The organism is Vibrio sp. 99K-1 (genome assembly GCF_013114585.1).
GTDB classification, from domain to species: Bacteria; Pseudomonadota; Gammaproteobacteria; order Enterobacterales; family Vibrionaceae; genus Vibrio; species Vibrio chagasii_B.
The window spans coordinates 1-20,111 of record NZ_VTXF01000009.1; the positions used below are offsets into that span (position 1 = coordinate 1).

Consider the following 20,111-nt stretch of genomic DNA (forward strand, 5'->3'; position numbering starts at 1 on the left):
GAATTGCGTGCCCTGGTGGTGGAATTGGTAGACACAAGGGATTTAAAATCCCTCGACGTTCGCGTTGTGCCGGTTCAAGTCCGGCCCGGGGCACCATCTATTTGGTTGTTACTTCTCTAGGTAGCATTCAAAAGAGTTGTTCTCTCAAAACACTATTGAAGGCGCCTTGGCAGAGTGGCTATGCAGCGGATTGCAAATCCGTGGACCTCGGTTCGACTCCGGGAGGCGCCTCCACATTCAAAGTCGAAAGGCCAGCAGATATGCTGGAATTTTTGCTATCTGAAATTCCATTTCTTCACGCTTTCCTAATTTCTTACGCCGTCCATTCATTGAATTTCACTTCCGGCTAGATGACTCTATGCTGATCGCTCTGTTTTACGGATTTCTACGTTATCAAGGCACTTTATTACACAGGTTTAATAAGTTGAACCAAACGTATTTCTGAGAAAGTCGTATGAAGAAAACTGTTTTTAGCTAAGTAAGACAGCCCAAGTTAATCGAGTGTGCAATTTGTAAATGGAATCGATGGGTAGGGGGGCGGTTGTGTTTCTGTGCTCCAGTTCTTCACATTTATACACAGTTGCTCATGAACCTGTAACGCTTTCATGAGTTATTACACTTCTTATGACTACAAATGAAAATGATTGTCATTTACTTACGTTGTTGCTAGTCTATTGTGAAATATTACAACAAGCATGCTTGTGTGTGAAATTGCCTATAAAACGCCTCTAAACCTTATCAAATCTATGGTTATTCGTTTGCTATGGCTTAAAATTAGCCACTTCTACCTCTTTTGTTCTACCCCTTTTGGGTAGTTCGATTTCGTAATTGATTTACATCATATTTTCATTTTCTTTCATAATTCATTATTCGCTCAGTTAAGAAATATATAACCTTCAGGAATTCTTATGAGCAAGATGAAGCTAGTCGTAATCGGTAACGGGATGGTCGGTCATCGCTATATCGAAGATTTAGTCGAGAAGACAGATGTTGCTAACATGGACATTACGGTGTTCTGTGAAGAGCCTCGCGTAGCCTATGACCGTGTACACCTTTCTTCTTATTTTTCACACCATACTGCGGACGAACTTTCTTTAGTTAAAGAAGGCTTCTACGAGAAACACGGCATCAACATGCTAATCGGCGAACGTGCTATTAACGTTAACCGTGAAAAGAAAACAGTTTACTCAAGCACTGGTCGTGAAATTCAATACGACAAACTTATCCTTGCTACCGGTTCATTCCCATTCGTTCCACCAATCAAAGGTAACGAAGGTAAAGACTGCTTTGTTTACCGCACAATCGAAGATTTGAAAGCAATCGAAGCAACGGCTAAGAACTCAAAGTCTGGTGTGGTTGTTGGTGGCGGTCTGCTTGGTCTTGAAGCGGCAGGCGCACTAAAAGCACTTGGCGTAACCACGCACGTTGTTGAGTTTGCTCCAAAGCTAATGGCTGAGCAGCTTGATCAAGCGGGTGGTAACCAACTTCGTCAAAAAATCGAACGCATGGGCGTTAACGTACATACAAGTAAGAACACGCTTGAGATCGCTCCTGAAGGCACTGAAGCTCGTAACGTAATGCGCTTTGCAGACGGTACTGAGCTAGAAACTGATTTCATCGTATTCTCTGCCGGTATTCGCCCTCAAGACAAACTTGCTCGTCAAATGGGGCTGGGTATTGCGCCTCGTGGCGGTATTGAGATTAACGACCACTGTCAAACGACAGACAAAGACATCTACGCAATCGGTGAGTGTGCCTCTTGGAACCAAACGTTCTACGGCCTAGTGGCTCCTGGTTACAAAATGGCGACAGTCGCAGTTGACCACATTGCTGGCAACGAAAGCACATTTGAAGGTGCTGACATGTCTGCGAAGCTTAAGCTTCTAGGCGTGAAAGTAGGCTCTATCGGTGATGCGAACGGTCGTACTCCTGGCTGTAAGAGCTACGTTTACCAAAACGAAGAGCAAGAAGTTTACAAGCGTCTAATCGTTTCTGAAGACAACAAGAAGCTGCTTGGTGCAGTAATGGTTGGTGACACGTCTGATTACGGCGATCTTCTACAGCTTATGCTTAACGAAATCGATCTGCCAGAACACCCAGATGCGTTGATTCTTCCTGCACACGCTGGGGCTGAAAAGCCAACACTTGGCGCAGACTCTCTTCCTGAATCTGCAGTTATCTGTTCTTGTTTCGATGTAACGAAAGGCAAGATCGCTCAAGCGGTTGCTGAAGGTCATCACACCATCGGTGATATCAAAGCAGTAACGGGTGCTGGCACTGGTTGTGGTGGTTGTATTCCATTAGTTACTTCAGTACTTAATGCTGAACTTGCTAAAGCAGGGGTAGAAGTTAAGAACGATGTGTGTGAGCACTTTGCTTACTCTCGCCAAGAGCTTTTCCACCTAATTCGCATCGAAGAAATCAAAACGTTCGATGAGCTACTAGAGAAATACGGTAAAGGCTACGGCTGTGAAGTATGTAAGCCTCTAGCAGGTTCTATCCTTGCTTCTTGCTGGGGTGAACACATCCTTAAGCCTGAGCTAGTGAAGTTGCACGATACCAACGATAACTTCTTAGGTAACATGCAAAAAGACGGTACTTACTCTGTTATCCCTCGTATGGCGGGTGGTGAAGTAACGCCTCAAGCGCTAAGCGTTCTGGCTGATGTTGCGGCTGAATATAACCTTTACACTAAGATCACTGGTGCACAACGTATCGGCCTGTTCGGTGCTCAAAAGGATGACTTACCAGCAATCTGGAAAAAGTTAATCGCTGCAGGTTACGAAACGGGTCAAGCTTACGCAAAAGCACTTCGTATGGCTAAGACATGTGTTGGTTCTACTTGGTGTCGTTACGGCGTTCAAGATTCAGTTGGTCTTGGCGTGATGATCGAGAACCGTTACAAAGGCATCCGTACGCCTCATAAGATGAAGTTTGGTGTGTCTGGTTGTACTCGTGAGTGTGCTGAAGCTCAAGGTAAAGACTTAGGTATTATTGCGACTGATGCAGGTTGGAACATGTATGTTTGTGGTAATGGTGGTATGAAGCCTCGTCACGCAGACCTGCTAGCAAGCGACCTAGACCAAGAAACGCTGATCAAATACATCGACCGTTTCATGATGTTCTACATCCGCACGGCTGCTCCGCTACAACGTACTTCGGTATGGATGGATAACCTAGAAGGTGGTGTGGATTACCTACGTGATGTCATCATCGACAATAAGCTTGGTATTAACGACCAACTTGAAGCTGACATCGCTGGCCTTGTTGACAACTTTGCTTGTGAGTGGACAGACACTATCAACGATGAAGCTCAACTTAAGCGCTTCGCTCACTTCATCAACGCTGATGACCGTGATGAAAACGTTGTGTTTGTTGATGACGGCCGTGAACAACACCGTCCTGCGACATTCACAGAGAAACACCCTGAAGCGAAGGGCGATATCCTTCATGTTGAACTGGTTTAATTGGGAGACGACATCATGGCATTTACCAAAGTTTGTAAGATCGAAGACATTATCCCAGGTACAGGTGTTTGTGCATTGGTTGGTGGTGAGCAAGTGGCTGTCTTCCGCCCGACTAAGGCTGAAGAAGTATTCGCGATTAGTAATACAGACCCTTACTTTCAATCTAACGTGTTATCACGTGGCTTGATTGTTGAGCACAAAGAAGAGCTTTGGGTGGCAAGCCCACTTAAAAAGCAACGCTTTAACCTAGCAACAGGTGTGTGCATGGAAGACGAGAACTTCAACGTGAAAGCGTACAAAGCTCGTGTTACCAAAGGTGCTGTAGAAATCTCTGCTTAATCTTTGGATGAGTAAGATTTGATAGTTCAAGGGTTCTAGTTCTCGATATTGCCTTAACTCGGCAACTAGAGCCTTTTCCTATCCAATTTTAACTTTTAATTTTACTTTTTTAAGGACAACATTATGTCTCCTGATTACAAACCAGCTGAATTCGTTCAAACGATGATCGATGTGGGTGAAGCGAAAACTAAAACAAGTACTCGCGATCTTCTGATTCGAAGCACTATGGCTGGTATCATCCTTTCTTTAGCGGTTGTTGTTGCGATTACAGCAATGGTACAAACAGGCATTGGCCTTGTTGGCGCACTAGTGTTCCCGGTTGGTTTCGTAATTCTAAGTGTTATGGGTTACGACCTAGTAACTGGCGTTTTCGGCCTTGCTCCTTTAGCTAAATTCGACAACCGCCCAGGCATCACTTGGGGCCGTATCCTACGTTGTTGGGGTATTGTTGGTCTTGGTAACCTTATCGGTTCTTTGATTGTTGCTTTCCTAGTTGCCGTGTCATTAACAGGTAACTTCTCTCTAGAGCCAAACGCTGTTGCTCAAAAATTCATTGCTGTTTCTACAGGCCGTAGCTTAGGTTTTGAAAACATGGGCATGGACGGATGGATCACGTGTTTCGTACGCGGTATCTTCTGTAACCTAATGGTATGTCTAGGTGTGATTGGTAACATGACAGCGCGTACTGTGTCTGGCCGTGTAGCAATGATGTGGTTCCCAATCTTCATCTTCTTCGCACTAGTATTTGAGCACACAGTAGTAAACATGTTCCTATTCCCACTAGGTATGATTCTTGGCGCTGACTTCGGTATCGCAACATGGTTGAACTTCAACCTTATCCCAACAATCCTAGGTAACATCGTTGGTGGTCTACTAATGACATGTGTTCCTCTATACCTTACTCACGCTAAAACAGCTCCTTCTCTAGGCGCTAAGTAATTCTGAATACGGTGAAACGTAATTTAGTATGAGATTGAAAGCCCCAACGAAATGTTTGGGGCTTTTTTAGTTCAAATGCCTTAAGCATCACCAAGGTGTTGATTCTTATTGAGTAATACCAATCACAGCAAGTAGGTGATCAGAAATAGCGCAGGAAAAAGGCTTGAGAACGAGACAGAATTTTTCGATAAGTAGTTATCCTACAATCAAAAATTCTAACGAAGTTATCGAGCGTTTTAACCAGCTAGGATGAACAGTTATTTACTACGATTGGTATCTAATACCTGCAATAGATCGTTTTGTTATAATTACTTCTATCTTCGTTAGTATTTAAACTGAATATTTATATCAACACCTGATAGTCTAAGGGTTAAGGATTTGGATAAGTCATCATGAATACAGTGACTTATCACATAGATTGAAGCTTGAGATAAAACAAGCAAACCTTCGGAGCACAGCATGTCAGAAGTATCGTCATCGAATGTTAAAGAAGTAAACAAAGGATTTGTTTCATTGGTAGGTGCAGGTCCAGGCGACCCAGACTTACTTACGCTAAAAGCGGCACGAGTGATTCAACAAGCAGACGTCTTGGTATATGACCGCTTGGTATCAAAAGATATCTTGGCGATGGCTAACCCAGACGCAGAAATGCTGTATGTGGGTAAAAAGCTTGATCATCACTGTGTACCTCAAGATCAGATCAACCAATTATTGGTCACTAAAGCCCAAGAGAATAAGCATGTAGTACGCCTGAAAGGTGGTGACTCGTTTATCTTTGGACGTGGCGGGGAAGAGTGTGAAACTCTGGCCGAGAATGATGTGAAATTTGAAGTCATTCCGGGTATCACTGCAGCGGCTGGTGCTACGGCTTATGCGGGTATCCCGTTGACTCACCGTGACCACGCGCAGAGCGTCCAGTTTATTACCGGCCACTTAAAGAAAGATGGCGAAGATATCGACTGGCAATCTCTTGCTCAACATAATCACACGATCGTGTTCTACATGGGTTTAAAAGAGAGTCCGAATATTCAGAAAAACTTGCTTGATAATGGTATGCGAGCAGACATGCCTGTAGCGATTATCGAAAACGGTACGCGCCAAGAACAGAAGGTGTATCGTGGTGGATTGAGTGACTTAGCTAACCTTGCGGCTGTCGCTAAAAGTCCGGCTTTGATCGTTGTTGGCAGCGTGGCTCAGCTTCATGAAAAACTCGATTGGTTTAACAAGTAACTAGGTCACGCTTTATCGATTTGTATAGAGTTAAATACTGCAGCGGCTACTTTGTCGCTGCATTTCTTGTTGGCGCATTGGCATTTCATCGATGATGTTGGTGATTTTCTGCCAGTCCGTCTTACCATTCCATCTGTGCTTTTCTTTTCCGTCTTTACCAATTAATACCGCGGTGTGTGACCCTTTAGGGATCTCATAAACGCTGGTTACTGCCTCCAAGTTAAACTCTTCTTCTAACCAAGCGGGTACGGTGTAGCCACTCTCTGCTATCACCATAATAACCACATCACGTTCATCCAATTGGCAGTTGTTTATCAAGACTTCGTTGAGAAACTCTTTGACGACAGTATCTTCTTCAGGCGCAAAATAAATGACGCTGCGATGTGGTAGTGGCTTTGAGTGAGAATACGCAGGATAGGCAAGGACCGAATGAATGGTGAGGCTAAAAATCAATACAGTACTAACAGTCACTAGCTTGAGCATAGTTAACAAACTACTTGAGGGGTTGAGAGCGACTTTTGCTATGTTGCCGATGCTTCCGTGCGATTTATGTTGTTGTCGTTGTAGCATAGCCAACCTCCCTTCAGTAGCTTGTTAGCTTTACTTGTATCTCTAATTGCTAGCCCTTGTGAGATGGTCATCAAGGACAAAGACGAGCGTCCAATCTGGTAGACACCTATTAAGCATAGTTAGGATTACATTAAACATGCTTAGATTTACGTTAACTATAACCAACAGGTTCATTTTTATTGGATAAAGCGACTCGCATTTTAGGGTTGAATAGAATAGGGTATACCGAAAATCTAAAGGTATGAATTTATGGAAAACATAGCAATTCTGGTCGACGTTCAAAACGTTTACTACACGACGCGAGACAAATACCGTTCTAACTTTGACTATAACCAGTTTTGGTATGTTGCTACGGAAGGTCGTCATGTTGTTGCAGCTCATGCGTACGCCATTTCTAGTCAAGATCCCAAGCAGCGTCAGTTCCACCATATTCTTCGCGGTGTGGGTTTTGATGTGAAATTGAAGCCATTTATTCAGCGGCGTGATGGCAGTGCAAAAGGAGACTGGGATGTGGGTATTGCCCTAGATGCTATAGAACTGGCTGAAACGGTTGATACGATCGTTCTGGTATCTGGAGACGGTGATTTTGAAATCCTCGTAGAACGAATCAAGGAACGTTTTGGTAAGCCTGTCGAGGTGTACGGTGTTCCGGGATTAACTGCTCAAAACCTTATCGATTCTGCCTCAAAATTTGTACCGATTGAAAAAGATTTCCTTCTATAACGGGAAACGCGCACTTTATAATTGAAATCAATAATAACGATAATTAGAATGCAAACTATTATTGTTTATTGGTTTGTATGATGTCGCGCGTTTTAGTTGTTGATGATGATATTCAGTTGTGTGAATTATTGGGTGAAGTTTTAGAAAATGAGGGGTATCACGTTGATACCGTTCATTGTGGCGAGGCTGCGCTAGAGTTTATCCAATCCAACCCTGTTGATTTAGTGTTACTTGATGTGATGCTGCCAAACCTTAGCGGAATTCAAGTTGCAAGACGCATCTGCCAGCGTTTTGCTACACCTATCTTGATGTTAACGGCACTCAATGACGATGCATCGATGCTCGATGGTTATCAAGCGGGTGCCGATCAATACATCGCCAAACCTTTCAATGTTCCTGAGCTACTGACTCGTATTAAGGTTATCTTACGTCGAGTTGGATTTGAGCGTCAGAGGCAGTCTCTAGCTTCATCTAACCACGGTTTGTGTGAACAGATCTCCCGTTTACCCCTCACGGGCACAGAAAAAGATCTGCTTGATTATCTGATCAAGAACGACGGCATTGTTGTTTCCAAGTCAGATCTGCAAATACATGTGTTAAAGAAAGAGTTGTGTCCCTTTGATCGCAATCTAGATATGCACATCAGCAATATCCGCCGAAAATTGGTGCAGGCGGGTCTGTCGAAACAGCACATTAAAACCGTTCGTGGTAAAGGCTACAGTTACCTAGAGTCGGTTGGAGCATGAGTTCCACACTAATACGTTGCCCGGATTTCATCGCTAAGCGTAAAGACGGGTTAACCTTTCAGCTGTTCAGCTATCTGACAGTGATTCTTGTGAGTATTTTGATCTTGCAAGGTGTGGCGGAAAGAGCGTTAATGAAGGCGCTCCTTAAGGTGCCAGAATCCGTCAAAGAAGAGATGCTCGACCTTGCTTATCAAGCCAATGTGTTGATCGAGGAAGGTGACATGGATGAACTCGCTGATTGGGGGAACGCCCAACGGTATTATTTGTTCGTTATTGACGAGAATAACCGCCCAATTACACACCGACACATGCATCCACACTTCGAATTTAAATTGAAGTTTCTGCGTACCTTAGATCACCAACTGAGTGACCGTGTGAGTAAGCCTATTTTTGGTTTGCCATTGGATAACGGGAGTACGTTGGTTATTCAACTTCCTCACCAGTTTCACCCTGCAAAATCCTTTGCGCCGTATTCCTACATGTTGAAAGCCGTGATCGCTTTAGTCGTATTGTCGCTGTTCTCGATCATTATGGCTAAAAGTCTGCAACAACCCCTCGACCGTTTAAGAGAGGCCAGCAGAAGATTAGCAGAAGGCGACTTCACGGTGAGTGTTGTCTCTGAATTAGATTCAACGACACGTGAATTTAACGAACTTGCCCATGATTTTGATCACATGACATTTGAGATTAAATCTTTAGCCGAAAAGCAGCGCCGCTTGATACGAGATGTCTCTCACGAGCTCAGAACACCTTTAGCAAGGCAAAACCTCGCTCTGCATTTATTGCGTAACAAGGTAGATGACAAGAGTGCTGGGCTGCTCGATCGTATGGAAAGTGAAACCGAAGAGATGAATAAGCTAGTGGGCGAGATCCTCGAGTTTAGCCGCTTAGAAACCTCTCGTTACGATTCCAAGCTTAGCTTGATGCAGTTAGAACAATATTGCTCAATGCTTATTGCGCAAATGCAAAACGATTTGAAACCTAACCAAACCTTAGTTGGAGATTTAGAAACACCAACGTCTATGGTCAATATAGATGAACGGTTGCTTTTGAGAGTGATAGGGAATTTGGTTGGCAATGCAATTAAGTATGCAGGTGAGCATGCTCATATTTCGGTAACGACGTATGAAATGACTATTGATCAACGTTACAGTGTCATTTCTGTAGAAGATGATGGAGAAGGCATCCCTGATAACAAAATTGCAGGTATCTTTGACCCGTTTACTCGTATTGAATCAGCAAGAGACAAACGGTCTGGTGGTTACGGTCTGGGCCTTGCCATCGTGAAAGAGGCAATGGTTGTGATGAATGGTCATGTGACTGCGGAGAATAGAGAAAGTGGGGGACTCAGAGTGAATCTTATGTTCCCAATTAGTGAGTCCGCTAATTAATCTTACCGCTCTGGTTATGGTACTTCTTTAAATCCATAAAAAACGCCACAGCAAATGCTGTGGCGTTTTTTGTGTTTGTAGCTAAAGCGTAGCCATTAATTACGCTTTAGCTTGAAGCAAGGCTGTTAGATTACGCTTCTTGGCGTGATAGCTTAACTTCTTCTTCTTTCTCACCTGCTGCAGGGTCGTTGAAGCGAGACTCATCAAGAGCGCCTTCAGACTTAGCAACGATGATAGATACGGCACTATCACCTGTGATGTTTACAGCGGTACGGATCATGTCTAGAAGACGGTCAACACCCATGATTAGAGCGATACCTTCAAGCGGTAGACCGACTTGGTTCAATACCATCGCTAGCATCACTAGACCAACACCAGGAACACCTGCAGTACCTACAGACGCCAGCGTCGCTGTTAGGATAACCATCAGGTAATCACCCATAGTAAGGTCGATGTTGTAGGCTTGTGCGATAAACGCAGTCGCAACACCTTGCATGATTGCAGTACCGTCCATGTTCACTGTCGCACCTAGTGGTACAGTGAATGAAGCGACTTTGTTGTCTACACCCATACGGTTCTTCGCAGTTTCCATTGTTACAGGAATCGTTGCATTCGAAGATGCTGTTGAGAATGCAAACATAATTGCATCTTCCATCTTGCGTAGGAACGTAATAGGGCTAAGGCCAGTGAAGCCTTTAAGCATCGCGCTGTAAGTCACCAAACCGTGTAGTAGAAGAGTACCTGCAAGCACTAAGAAGTATTCTGCTAGGTTCCAAATTGCACCTAAGCCTAAGCCAGAGAACAGTTTCGCCATCAAGAAGAACACGCCGTAAGGAGCAAGGTTCATCAGCAAAGCAACAAGCTTCATGATAACTTCGTTTAGGTCTGCAAATACAGCGGCAATGCGCTCACCTGGTTTACCAGCAGCACTAATCGCGATACCGAATAACACAGCAAACACGATAACTTGTAGTGTTTTGCCCTCAGCCATCGCCTGAATAGGGTTGGTTGGGAACATGTCGATGATTACTTGGCCAAGAGAAGGGGCATCCGCTGATTTAAAAGAACTCGCAGCAGTCAGATCCGCACCAGCACCAGGTTGGAACAGGTTACCGATCGTCAATGCTAGAGTGATAGCAACGGCTGTAGTACCGATATAAAGTGCAAGCGTTTTGCCACCCATACGGCCAAGAGTTGATAAGTCTTTAAGGGAACTTGTACCACACACTAGCGAAACGAAGACTAGAGGGACAACAAGCATTTTTAAACTGGCGACAAAAATTTGTCCGCCTACTTCAAAGAGTCCGTTAACGATGTAGTTGTTAACAAATCCACTTTCTGCAAAAAGGGATTGAATGGCAAATCCCGTTAATATACCTACGACCATACCAAGAATTACACGGCCAGTCAGAGACATAGGTTTTTTGGTATTCATTTAGAACACTCCTTATTATTTATAACTTTGATACCTTTTCAAAGTGAGCAGGAGATTAGCAGTCGGTTGATCAAATCGAAAAACAAAAAATGAGTTTGGAATTATAGATGTGATCAAAATCACTGATAATTGTGTAAATTAAACAAATTCAAATAAAATAATTCACTGTTGGTTAACATTTATCGAGGGTTTTATACATAAAAATGCGGAATCAAAGCTAATAAATAAGAGAAGATAAATTTTTTATCGTTTTTGGCTTGTTAGATTGAGTGAGTAAATAACGCTGTTTCAAAATTTTTGATTGTCGAGATAAGGACAAGACAAGAATCACTTCTAAGTATCTGTATTAAAGCAGGTTCTGTTACATCGAATGAATAACGCTTACCAAGGCCTTTACAAAACTTTACGAATGCAAAGAATGTAAATTTAATGCAAATGGTAATAGTTATCACTTATATTCTCTCGCGAAAAGATTCAGTGGTACCGGCAACGGTTCAGCGAGCACATCAAATAATTAACCATAGTGCTCGTACAAAAAGAATAAAAGCGGAGTAAAGGACATGTTTTCAAAGAGCCCATTGGCTTTAGTGATCGGCGCAGTATTAGCTTCACCAGCAGTATTGGCAGAAACAGTAAAAACAGACGAGCACATGGTTGTTGAAGGTCGTGACTACGGTTACAAAGCCGACACGAACACAACAGCAATGCGCATGGAGGCGACTCAATTAGAGACTCCGGGACAAGTTTCAGTAATCGATGAGCAAATCATCGATGAACAGCGTGCTAGCACACTAGGTGAAGTTCTTAAGAACGACGCTTCTGTAGGTGCCGGTTCAAAATCAACGAACCGTGAGCGTTTCACTCTTCGTGGTTTTGATTTAGACAGTAGCTCTGGCTACTTACGTGACGGTGTTCAACATTGGTCACATTACCGTCAACCAGTTGAGCTATTAGAGCGTGTTGAAGTACTTAAAGGCCCTGCAGGTCTACTTTACGGTAAATCAGCGCCAGGTGGCCTTGTTAACATGGTTTCTAAGAAGCCTGCATACGAGACTCAAGTAAACGTAAGCCAAGATATCGGTTCTGATAGCTACACGCGTACTACCGCTGATGTAAGTGGTTCACTAAACGATGACCAAACCTTACGTGCTCGTCTTATTGTTTCGCAAGAAAACCAAGACTCTTACCGCACACGTTTTGATGGCACAGATGTAGAAACCGACCGTTTTGTTGGTGGTCTATTTGTTGATTACGATATTAACGAAGACATCATGTTGTCAGTTCATTACGACCGCACAATCGAAGAGGGCGATTTAGACAATGGTTCTAAAATCGACACTTCTACAGGCAAGGCTATCGACCCTAACACGGTTAATGATCAACGTTTCGCTCAAACAGATAACGACGTTGCTAACTACGGCGCTTCGATAACTGCTAATTTAAACGAAACTTGGTCTGTTAAAACAGGTATTAGCCGTCAGTTCTACGAGCGTCAGCGTACAGAATCGAACAATACTGTATACAGCGATAAAAACGGCGGTTACGGCTACAAAGTATCAGATCGTCACGACGAGTGGACGTTTGACACGGCTTACGTAGATTTTACTGGTGATTTCGATGCACTAGGTGTAAACCACCGACTACTTGTTGGTGTTAATGGCCTTCATTACGACTACGAACGTTTATACGACTCTGGTTACACTTGTGTTAATGCAACTGAAGCCGAAGCAGAAGCTGCATGTGGCAATGGTTTTGATATGCCTTCTAACGTTAGCTACAAGAACGACAATGAAGTATCTCACTCTGAAAGCCAACACTACGGTCTATATGTTCAAGACTTAGTAACACTTAACGACCAGTGGCAAGTTCTTGGTGGTGTTCGTTTCGCATACGACAAAACGACGAGCAGTTCTAATCAAGAAGAGAGCTACAACAACATTCTTCCAAAGTTTGGTGTAATTTACTCTCCGGCTTCAAATGGTTCAATTTACGCAGTTTACTCTGAAAGTTTCGAGCCTGTTGGTGAAATCACAGATCAAGATGACGTGAACTTTGGTCAGTCTCAAGATGCTAAGAAAGGCACACTTTACGAGCTAGGTTCTAAGTGGGAACTGTTTGATGAGCGTTTGTTTGTATCAGGAGCATTGTTCCAGATCACTCAATCGAACATGCAAGTGACAGAAGACCTAGACCCAGCAAGTAATAACGGCAAAGAAACACGTACAACTCAAGTTGGTGAACAAGTTCATACTGGTGTTGAATTGGCTGCAACTGGTTACGTGACGGAAGCATTCTCTGTAAGTGCATCTACAATGTTCCTAGATGCTGAGTACCAGAATGACCCTGCTCTAGAAGGCAAAACACCTGCTGATGTACCAGAATTTACTGCGAGCATTTGGTCTACTTACTCGTTCAATAACGGTACTGACGTAAACCTTGGTGTTTACCACGTAGGTGAGCGTTACACTGAAGATTCAAACACCTTCAAAAAAGACGCATACACTCGTGTAGATATGGGTATCGCACATACAATGAAGTATGACGAGAACCTAGATTTCGTCGCACGCTTCAATGTAGAGAACCTGTTTGATACTGACTACCTTGAAGGTGGCAGCACGAGCAACGTTGTTGTTGGCGAAGGCCGCAACTACATGGCGACTTTACAGGTAAAATACTAATTTGTTAGTAGGGTACTATTGGTAGCTTAAATGCTAAGGGGGAAGTTTCGGCTTTCCCCTTTCGTGATTCTACTATTTAGTAAAAATATCCCTAGTAATGCGAGTGACTTTTAATGATAATGAGACTGCTTATCAATAAAATTCATTTAAACTTCTTCTATAGTAAATGACTACAATTATGAATCTTTTAAAATCTAGCCTAGCGCTTGCCATCAGTTTGGTTGCAACGTCTTCTATGGCCAATAGCTTGGATCAAGCTCAATCAATTCAAAACAAGACCAATAACGCGTCGGCTTCGAGCCAAAAGGTTATTGATAAAAGCTCACAAGCGACTTTAATGCTGCAAGCTGAGATTGAGCGTCTGCAAGAAGAAGTTAAAAACCTAGAAATCTATCACGATCACCTTGCTGCATTAGTTGAGAGCCAAAACAAAGAAGCTCAAAGCATTGAAGAGCAGATCGAAGAAATCAAATACACACGCCAAGGTGTCGTGCCTTTGATGTATCAAATGATCGATGGCTTGCAACAGCTGGTAGAAAAAGATGTACCGATTAAGAAAGAGCAGCGTCTAGAGAGAGTTGAAAAGCTTCAATCAATGATGACTCGTGCAGACGTAAGTGATGCTGAGAAATACCGTCGTATCCTAGAGGCATACCAAATCGAGATGGACTACGGCATTAAGTTGGGTGTTTACCAAGGTCGTGTCGCATTGGCGAGTGATAAAACCATCGAGGCAGATGTTCTGCACCTAGGTCGTATCTCTTTGGTTGCTCGTAATCTAAATGGCAGCCAATACTGGGCTTGGAATCAAACAGAAGCTCAATGGCAAGAAGTTGATTCTTCGATGAAGTCTGAGCTCGATAAAGCTTACGATATTGCTAGCCAACAAGCTGCCCCAAGCTTGATTACTTTACCTGTTTCTTTAACTGTTGCGGAGGTTAAGTAATGAACTTAAAACCATTAGCAGCATTGCTTTGCATGACATCACTTTCATTTTCTGCATTTTCTGCTTCAGACTCGACGGCTCAGCTCGTTAACAAAGCAAAATCAGAGAACCGTACCCAAGCTTCTCACAACGTAGTTCGTGAAGCTGACTTCAAAAAGACTGAACAAGAGCTTAAAGCGATCAAAGCAGAGCTTGAAGCGAAACGTACATCAGTTCAAAACGCGACAGACGTTCTTACTAAAACTTTTAGCGATAATGAAAACAAGCTAGCCCGCTTAGAAGAAAAACTGCGCTTAGAAACAGGTAGCCTTGGTGAGCTGTTCGGTGTCGTTCGTCAAAACGCAAAAGAACTCGGCGCAGAGCTTAGCTCAACAGTAAACAGCGTTGATCGCGCTGATCATACAGCGACCGTTGAACAAATTATCGATGCGAAATCACTACCTTCAATGCCACAACTTTCTGGCTTGTGGATGAGTATGGTCGAGCAGATTCAAGCGAGCTCTGAGCTTAGCAAATCTCAAATTGCTTTCATTAATGGTGAAGGTAATACACAAAATGTTGATGCTTATCGCCTAGGCTCGATTGGCCTAGTGACAGATCAAGGTTACGTTAGCTGGAACACTCAGCGTGAAGACGCAATCGCATACCTTAAACAGCCAGAAAGTGGTCCAACGCTAACATCACTTTCTTCACTGGCAAATGGTGAAGTAGCAAATGTTGTTGTCGATCCTTCACGTGGATTCATGTTGGAGCAGTTGGCGCTAACACCTAGCCTATCTGATCGCCTTCAAGCGGGTGGTGTAGTTGGTAAAGTGATTCTTGGTCTACTGGCTATTGGCTTAATTATCGCCTTAGTGCGTGGCGTGTCTCTATCGATTGCTCGTCAGAAAATTCGTGCGCAGCTTAAGAACCCTGAACAAGCTGGCGATAATCCACTAGGCCGTGTTCTTGCCGTGTACAACAAAGAGCAAAACCAAACGGTTGAAGCGTTAGAGCTACGTCTATTAGAAGCGGTTGTTGATGAGCAAACTCACTTAGAGAAAGGCCTATCAATGCTTAAGCTATTGGCAGCGCTAGCACCAATGCTAGGTCTACTTGGTACAGTAACGGGTATGATTGAAACGTTCCAGGTGATCACACAGTTTGGTAACGGCGACCCGAAAGTAATGGCGGGCGGTATTTCGATGGCGCTTGTAACAACCGTACTTGGTCTTGTTGCTGCAATGCCTCTTCTACTGGCACACAACATTCTTAGCACTCAGGCTGAAAACATTCGCAATATTCTTGAGAAACAAGGTATTGGTCTTGTTGCGGAGCAGGCGGAAAAAACGGTTGAATCAAAAGCTGTGGTTTCACCAGTTGGGACTGCTGCGTAATGGATATTTTGTCGGGTTCTCTATTACCAGCGAGTTGGTTAACGAGTGACTGGCTGCTGTCTTTATCAAGCTTTATGGAGCAGGGCGGTTTCGTCTTGTGGTGGCTAGCGGCTGTTGTCCTAGTGTATTGGGTGCTTGTGGTAGAGCGCGTGTTATATCTCGCGTTCTACTTTCCAAAGCAGCGCCAAGCTTGGATTACTAAGTGGCATGAAAGAGAAGAACACTCTTCTTGGCATGCTAAAGCCATTCGTGAAGGTTGGTTAGGGCAAGCGAGTATCTTACTTAACCAGAACTTGAATTTTATTAAGCTGTTAGTCGCTATTTGTCCGATGTTGGGTTTGTTAGGTACCGTCACCGGTATGATCTCTGTTTTTGATGTGATGGCGACTCAAGGTAGCAGTGACCCTAAATTGATGGCTTCAGGTATATCGTTGGCAACACTGCCAACCATGGCGGGTATGGTTGCTGCATTAGCGGGCATGTTTGTTCATGCTCGTTTAGCGAAAGTGTGTAACCGCTTAGAATTGAAATTAGAAAAATCTTTAAGGAGTCAACGATGAGACTCGGTCGACGTCATTCTAAAAACGAAGAGGCTCAAATAGACCTTACTTCGATGCTTGATATTGTATTTATCATGCTTATTTTCTTTATTGTGACCAGTTCATTTGTTCGTGAATCAGGGGTGGAAGTTAATCGCCCACAAGCGTCTAACGTAGTCAGCCAAAAGGATGCGGGCATCTTTGTTGCGATTACTTCTGCTAACGACATCTTTATTGATAAACGTGTCGTTGATGCTGAACGCGTTCAAGCGACGTTAGAGCACTTATTGCTAGAACAACCTGATGCTTCTTTGGTTATTCAAGCTGACGAACACGCATACAACGGTACGGTTGTTAAAGTGATGGACGCCGCGAAAGGTGCGGGTGTTAAAAACATTGCGCTTGCTGCTGATAAGCGATGATCTTGGAGGATCTTCATAAATGATTCGCCTATTTCTTGCTTTACCGCTCGCGGGTGCGTTGGGCTTAGCGCTGTTTTCTTTTATGGCTTGGATGGTCGATAATGGCCACCAACGTTCACCAGACAACAGTGAGACGTTAAGTTTCAACATGGTAATGGTGGAACAAGAACAAGAAGTCCAAAGAAGACAACGTGCAGTCCCTGAAAAACCAGAAATGCCAGAGCCGCCACCGAAAGCGCAAACGTCTCAGTCACAAGCTGAAGTTACGCCTCTGAATTCGATGTCTTCTTTGCCTTCATTGGATTTGAACACATCGATTGACGGCCTAGCGATTAACGCACCGATATTCTCTGATTTTGGGTCAAACCAACAAGCAATGCCTCTGTACCGAGTAGAGCCTCGTTACCCAGCGAAAGCGCTTAAGCGTGGTGCTGAAGGCCATGTGATTATGTCTTTTACCATCGATGAAACGGGCCGTCCAATAGACATTCAAGTCACTGACGCAAACCCACGTCGTATGTTTGAACGTGAAGCGATGAGAGCACTTAAAAAATGGAAATATCAACCGAAAGTCGTCGATGGAAAAGCGATAGCTCAGGTTGGTCAAACCGTGAAACTAGAGTTTAAGTTGGCAAAATGATGAAACAGATATGGATATTAGTGGGCTTGTTGTTAATGCCCCTTACAACACAGGCACAAGAGCTAACCCAATATACTGCTATTCGTGTTCAAAAGGCGCATAAGCTTGCTCAAGATGAACAGGTTAAGCAGGCCATTGACGTACTTGCAGGCTTGGAGCTATCTAAAGGCTATGACAAAGCGTACGTAGCTCGTATGCTGGGTGTGTTTTACTGGCAAGATGGCAAAACCGATAAGGCAATTAAGCAGCTTACTTACGCCGTAGACACTAATTTGCTGGTCGATGAACAAGCTTGGGTTACGAAGCGTATGCTTGCTGATCTCTTATTAAACGATCAGCAGTTCAAAAACGCGCTTCCACATTACTATGAGTTAGTAAAAACAGCGTCAGAGGCAGAAAAGAAAGACGTGCTTTGGATGCGAATTGCACAAGCGGAATACCAAATCGAAAACTGGTCAAAAGTACTGGTTGCTATTGGTAATCGTGACAAGTTCAACGCAAAACCAGAACTGTCGCCTCTATCGCTAAAACTGGGTGCGCAACTACAGTTAAAGCAGTGGAAGCAATCTATTCCAACACTGGAAAGCCTAATTGAACTTCAACCAGAAAAAGACAACTGGTGGCGTCAGCTTGTGGGTATTCAGTTAAGACTAGAGCGCAACCGTGATGCATTGAACACGTTAGCGTTGGCAGATCTTCAAGGTGTGGAGCTGAAAAACTCAGACCGCAGACTACTGGCTCAGCTTTATGCTAAACGCGGTATTCCAGAGCGTGCAGCACAAGAGATCGCAAAGCTAGATGATGCCAACAGTGATGTTCAACTTCTGGCTGAGCAAGCAACTTACTGGCAGTTGGCGAAAGAGTGGGACAGTGCTATTGAAGTGTGGACGTTAGCGTCTAAAAAAGACACGCAATATCATTGGAACGTGGCTCAATTACTGGTGCAGCAAGGTTACTACGATCGTGCTCTGGTTGTTTTGGATAAAGTGAAAGACAAGAACAAGCAAGCCGATGTTGCTTTAGCGAAAGTACGCTCATGGTACAAGCTCAAGAATTTTGATAATGCTCTTGCTCAAGCGAAACGTGCGAACAACATTGAGCCATCTTCTGAAGCAAAAGGTTGGATTAAATATCTGACTCAGCTAAGAACAGTCAGTGATAACGGCAACGTTTAACTACTAGTAGCACAACAGAAGACAAGATAAAATAATCAAGAGAAAAGGGTGTCATTTGATGGTTCAAATGACACCCTTTTTTAATGTTTGACGGTTAAGTTTTTTTGATCTTTATCGTTACAGTGCGTCAATTAAGGCTCGCACATCGTGCCTGTAGACGTTGCACTTTGGATTACGCCACTGGTATCAGCGACCCAATTAATGGTGCAGTCACGATAAGGGTTTTTGAACGCGTGTACTGTATAACCATTGTCTAACGGCTTCTTGGTTTCAATCCAAGCATAGTTTCGAGACGCCCAAAAACTGATAGGACGTGAACGTTCGGTGAGATAACGTTCTTGTACATCGGTTATGTCTGAACCGATGTATTGTTGAATATGTTCTTCCGTGCTGGTTATTTGGCTGGTACACGCCGTTGCTAGCGCAGCAAAAGCCAAAACAATAATACGCATTTCAAATCCTTTTAAGCTTCATTAGCTATCATCAAACCAGTGAGCAAATAGTCCCAACTTTCAATCCTTAAAGCCACAACTGTTACCTTAAACCCATCTCAATCAAGCATGTTGAGATTGAGGTTTTTTTAGCTTTGACCTGTTATCGATAAGCTCTGATAGAACGAATCAAATCTCTTTAGTACACGTTAGCAAGAATATGCATACAGTTCGATGACTTCCCATGTAATGTTATGTAAATTTCCTTACGCCGCTCAGCAAACGTAAACAATGTAAATTGAATGCCAATACGAATGATTATCAACTAAATTGTCGCCATAAAATTTATAGGTATTGGTTTGTATGTCGTTAAAAAGTAGGGCGGTTCAGTCATGGGCTCGTCGACTTCATGTTTATATTTCTATGGCGCTTCTGTTCGTGGTTCTTTTTTTCTCAGTCACAGGTATCACCCTGAACCGACCTGAGTTATTTGAATCAAGCCAACCCAATATCCAACGCTCTACGCTAACACTTCCTACAAGTTTATTTACGGTCCAAGACGGACGTTTAAAAGCTGACGAGACAGCCTTTGAAACGTTTCTGTTTGAAGAAGCCAATCTGTCTGGTGTTCCTTCAGGCTTGGACATCTACGCAGAGATTGAAGACGGTGAGTTGCTCATCGGTGAAGTGTCTATGGACTTCAAAGGACCAGGCTACAACGCTTCCGTGTTTGTTGACGTTACGTCTGAATTTGTAGAAGTCGAAACTACGAATTACGGCGTTATCGCATTGTTGAACGATCTACATAAAGGTCGTAACAGCGGTGAAGTATGGAAATGGTTTATCGATATCACTGCGCTACTGATGATCTTCTTTGTGCTTACCGGCGTGTGCTTACTGTTACCTAAGAAAAAGACGCTTAATACCTCCATCAAATGGACGGTGTTTGGGTCTGCAATCTCACTTGTTATCTATTTTGTCGCCGTGCCTTAACGCTTGATTCGATTGATGAATCGGATTGAAGAACGAACTTAAGGTTAAACGGATTTAAAAGGTTGTTAAAC

The 20,111-nt window shown here is 43.5% G+C and carries 18 protein-coding genes and 2 tRNA genes; 17 read left to right on the forward strand and 3 right to left on the reverse strand.

The window, feature by feature from the left end:
- Positions 1–9 precede the first annotated feature (9 nt).
- The 6 genes from F0228_RS08835 (at position 10) to cobA (ending at position 5,975) form a co-directional block, all read left to right on the forward strand.
- A tRNA-Leu gene (locus F0228_RS08835) sits at positions 10–96 on the forward strand.
- Positions 97–160: 64 nt separating this feature from the next.
- A tRNA-Cys gene (locus F0228_RS08840) sits at positions 161–234 on the forward strand.
- Positions 235–908: 674 nt separating this feature from the next.
- The gene (gene nirB / locus F0228_RS08845) at positions 909–3,467 is read left to right on the forward strand and encodes a nitrite reductase large subunit NirB (protein ID WP_171731494.1); all 2,559 of its coding nucleotides are present in this window, start codon (positions 909–911) and stop codon (positions 3,465–3,467) included.
- Positions 3,468–3,482: 15 nt separating this feature from the next.
- Positions 3,483–3,806, forward strand: coding sequence for a nitrite reductase small subunit NirD (gene nirD, locus F0228_RS08850; protein WP_048662836.1), 324 nt, complete (start codon positions 3,483–3,485; stop codon positions 3,804–3,806).
- Between the two features lie 123 nt (positions 3,807–3,929).
- Complete coding sequence (locus tag F0228_RS08855) at positions 3,930–4,745, forward strand: formate/nitrite transporter family protein (protein ID WP_017062558.1); 816 nt, start codon at positions 3,930–3,932, stop codon at positions 4,743–4,745.
- Positions 4,746–5,204: 459 nt separating this feature from the next.
- Positions 5,205–5,975: a uroporphyrinogen-III C-methyltransferase gene (cobA, locus tag F0228_RS08860; RefSeq protein ID WP_171731493.1), complete on the forward strand. Its 771-nt coding sequence runs from the start codon at positions 5,205–5,207 to the stop codon at positions 5,973–5,975.
- Between the two features lie 30 nt (positions 5,976–6,005).
- Here cobA and F0228_RS08865 read toward each other — a convergent pair whose 3' ends face one another.
- Complete coding sequence (locus F0228_RS08865) at positions 6,006–6,545, reverse strand: DUF4174 domain-containing protein (RefSeq protein ID WP_171731492.1); 540 nt, start codon at positions 6,543–6,545, stop codon at positions 6,006–6,008.
- 249 nt (positions 6,546–6,794) lie between these two features.
- Here F0228_RS08865 and F0228_RS08870 point away from each other — a divergent pair, with 249 nt between their 5' ends.
- The 3 genes from F0228_RS08870 (at position 6,795) to F0228_RS08880 (ending at position 9,405) form a co-directional block, all read left to right on the forward strand.
- The gene (locus tag F0228_RS08870; RefSeq protein ID WP_171731491.1) at positions 6,795–7,268 is read left to right on the forward strand and encodes an NYN domain-containing protein; all 474 of its coding nucleotides are present in this window, start codon (positions 6,795–6,797) and stop codon (positions 7,266–7,268) included.
- An 80-nt stretch (positions 7,269–7,348) separates the two neighbouring features.
- Complete coding sequence (locus tag F0228_RS08875; RefSeq protein ID WP_032498470.1) at positions 7,349–8,014, forward strand: response regulator transcription factor; 666 nt, start codon at positions 7,349–7,351, stop codon at positions 8,012–8,014.
- Positions 8,011–9,405 (forward strand): sensor histidine kinase, encoded by a 1,395-nt coding sequence (locus F0228_RS08880; RefSeq protein WP_061030886.1) that lies wholly within the window; start codon positions 8,011–8,013, stop codon positions 9,403–9,405. The genes F0228_RS08875 and F0228_RS08880 overlap by 4 nt, the downstream gene beginning before the upstream one ends.
- A 130-nt stretch (positions 9,406–9,535) precedes the next feature.
- Here the strand turns inward: F0228_RS08880 and F0228_RS08885 are convergent, their stop codons facing one another.
- Positions 9,536–10,840: a dicarboxylate/amino acid:cation symporter gene (locus tag F0228_RS08885; RefSeq protein ID WP_008219735.1), complete on the reverse strand. Its 1,305-nt coding sequence runs from the start codon at positions 10,838–10,840 to the stop codon at positions 9,536–9,538.
- Positions 10,841–11,400: 560 nt separating this feature from the next.
- Here F0228_RS08885 and F0228_RS08890 point away from each other — a divergent pair.
- The 7 genes from F0228_RS08890 (at position 11,401) to F0228_RS08920 (ending at position 18,616) form a co-directional block, all read left to right on the forward strand.
- The gene (locus F0228_RS08890) at positions 11,401–13,518 is read left to right on the forward strand and encodes a TonB-dependent siderophore receptor (protein ID WP_061030887.1); all 2,118 of its coding nucleotides are present in this window, start codon (positions 11,401–11,403) and stop codon (positions 13,516–13,518) included.
- Between the two features lie 178 nt (positions 13,519–13,696).
- Positions 13,697–14,464, forward strand: a complete 768-nt coding sequence (locus F0228_RS08895; RefSeq protein ID WP_019822790.1) for a DUF3450 domain-containing protein — start codon at positions 13,697–13,699, stop codon at positions 14,462–14,464.
- Positions 14,464–15,840: a MotA/TolQ/ExbB proton channel family protein gene (locus tag F0228_RS08900; RefSeq protein WP_171762111.1), complete on the forward strand. Its 1,377-nt coding sequence runs from the start codon at positions 14,464–14,466 to the stop codon at positions 15,838–15,840. The genes F0228_RS08895 and F0228_RS08900 overlap by 1 nt, the downstream gene beginning before the upstream one ends.
- Positions 15,840–16,400, forward strand: coding sequence for a MotA/TolQ/ExbB proton channel family protein (locus F0228_RS08905; RefSeq protein WP_019822786.1), 561 nt, complete (start codon positions 15,840–15,842; stop codon positions 16,398–16,400). Before F0228_RS08900 ends, F0228_RS08905 begins: the two co-directional genes overlap by 1 nt.
- Entirely contained in the window at positions 16,397–16,801 is a 405-nt protein-coding gene (locus F0228_RS08910; protein ID WP_171762112.1) for a biopolymer transporter ExbD, read from the forward strand. Before F0228_RS08905 ends, F0228_RS08910 begins: the two co-directional genes overlap by 4 nt.
- 19 nt (positions 16,802–16,820) lie before the next feature.
- Positions 16,821–17,441, forward strand: coding sequence for an energy transducer TonB (locus F0228_RS08915; RefSeq protein WP_061030890.1), 621 nt, complete (start codon positions 16,821–16,823; stop codon positions 17,439–17,441).
- Complete coding sequence (locus F0228_RS08920) at positions 17,438–18,616, forward strand: hypothetical protein (RefSeq protein WP_171762113.1); 1,179 nt, start codon at positions 17,438–17,440, stop codon at positions 18,614–18,616. The genes F0228_RS08915 and F0228_RS08920 overlap by 4 nt, the downstream gene beginning before the upstream one ends.
- Before the next feature lie 131 nt (positions 18,617–18,747).
- Here the strand turns inward: F0228_RS08920 and F0228_RS08925 are convergent, their stop codons facing one another.
- The gene (locus tag F0228_RS08925; protein ID WP_171762114.1) at positions 18,748–19,068 is read right to left on the reverse strand and encodes a hypothetical protein; all 321 of its coding nucleotides are present in this window, start codon (positions 19,066–19,068) and stop codon (positions 18,748–18,750) included.
- A gap of 342 nt (positions 19,069–19,410) precedes the next feature.
- Here F0228_RS08925 and F0228_RS08930 point away from each other — a divergent pair, with 342 nt between their 5' ends.
- The gene (locus F0228_RS08930; protein ID WP_017062546.1) at positions 19,411–20,040 is read left to right on the forward strand and encodes a PepSY-associated TM helix domain-containing protein; all 630 of its coding nucleotides are present in this window, start codon (positions 19,411–19,413) and stop codon (positions 20,038–20,040) included.
- The last annotated feature ends 71 nt before the right edge of the window (positions 20,041–20,111 follow it).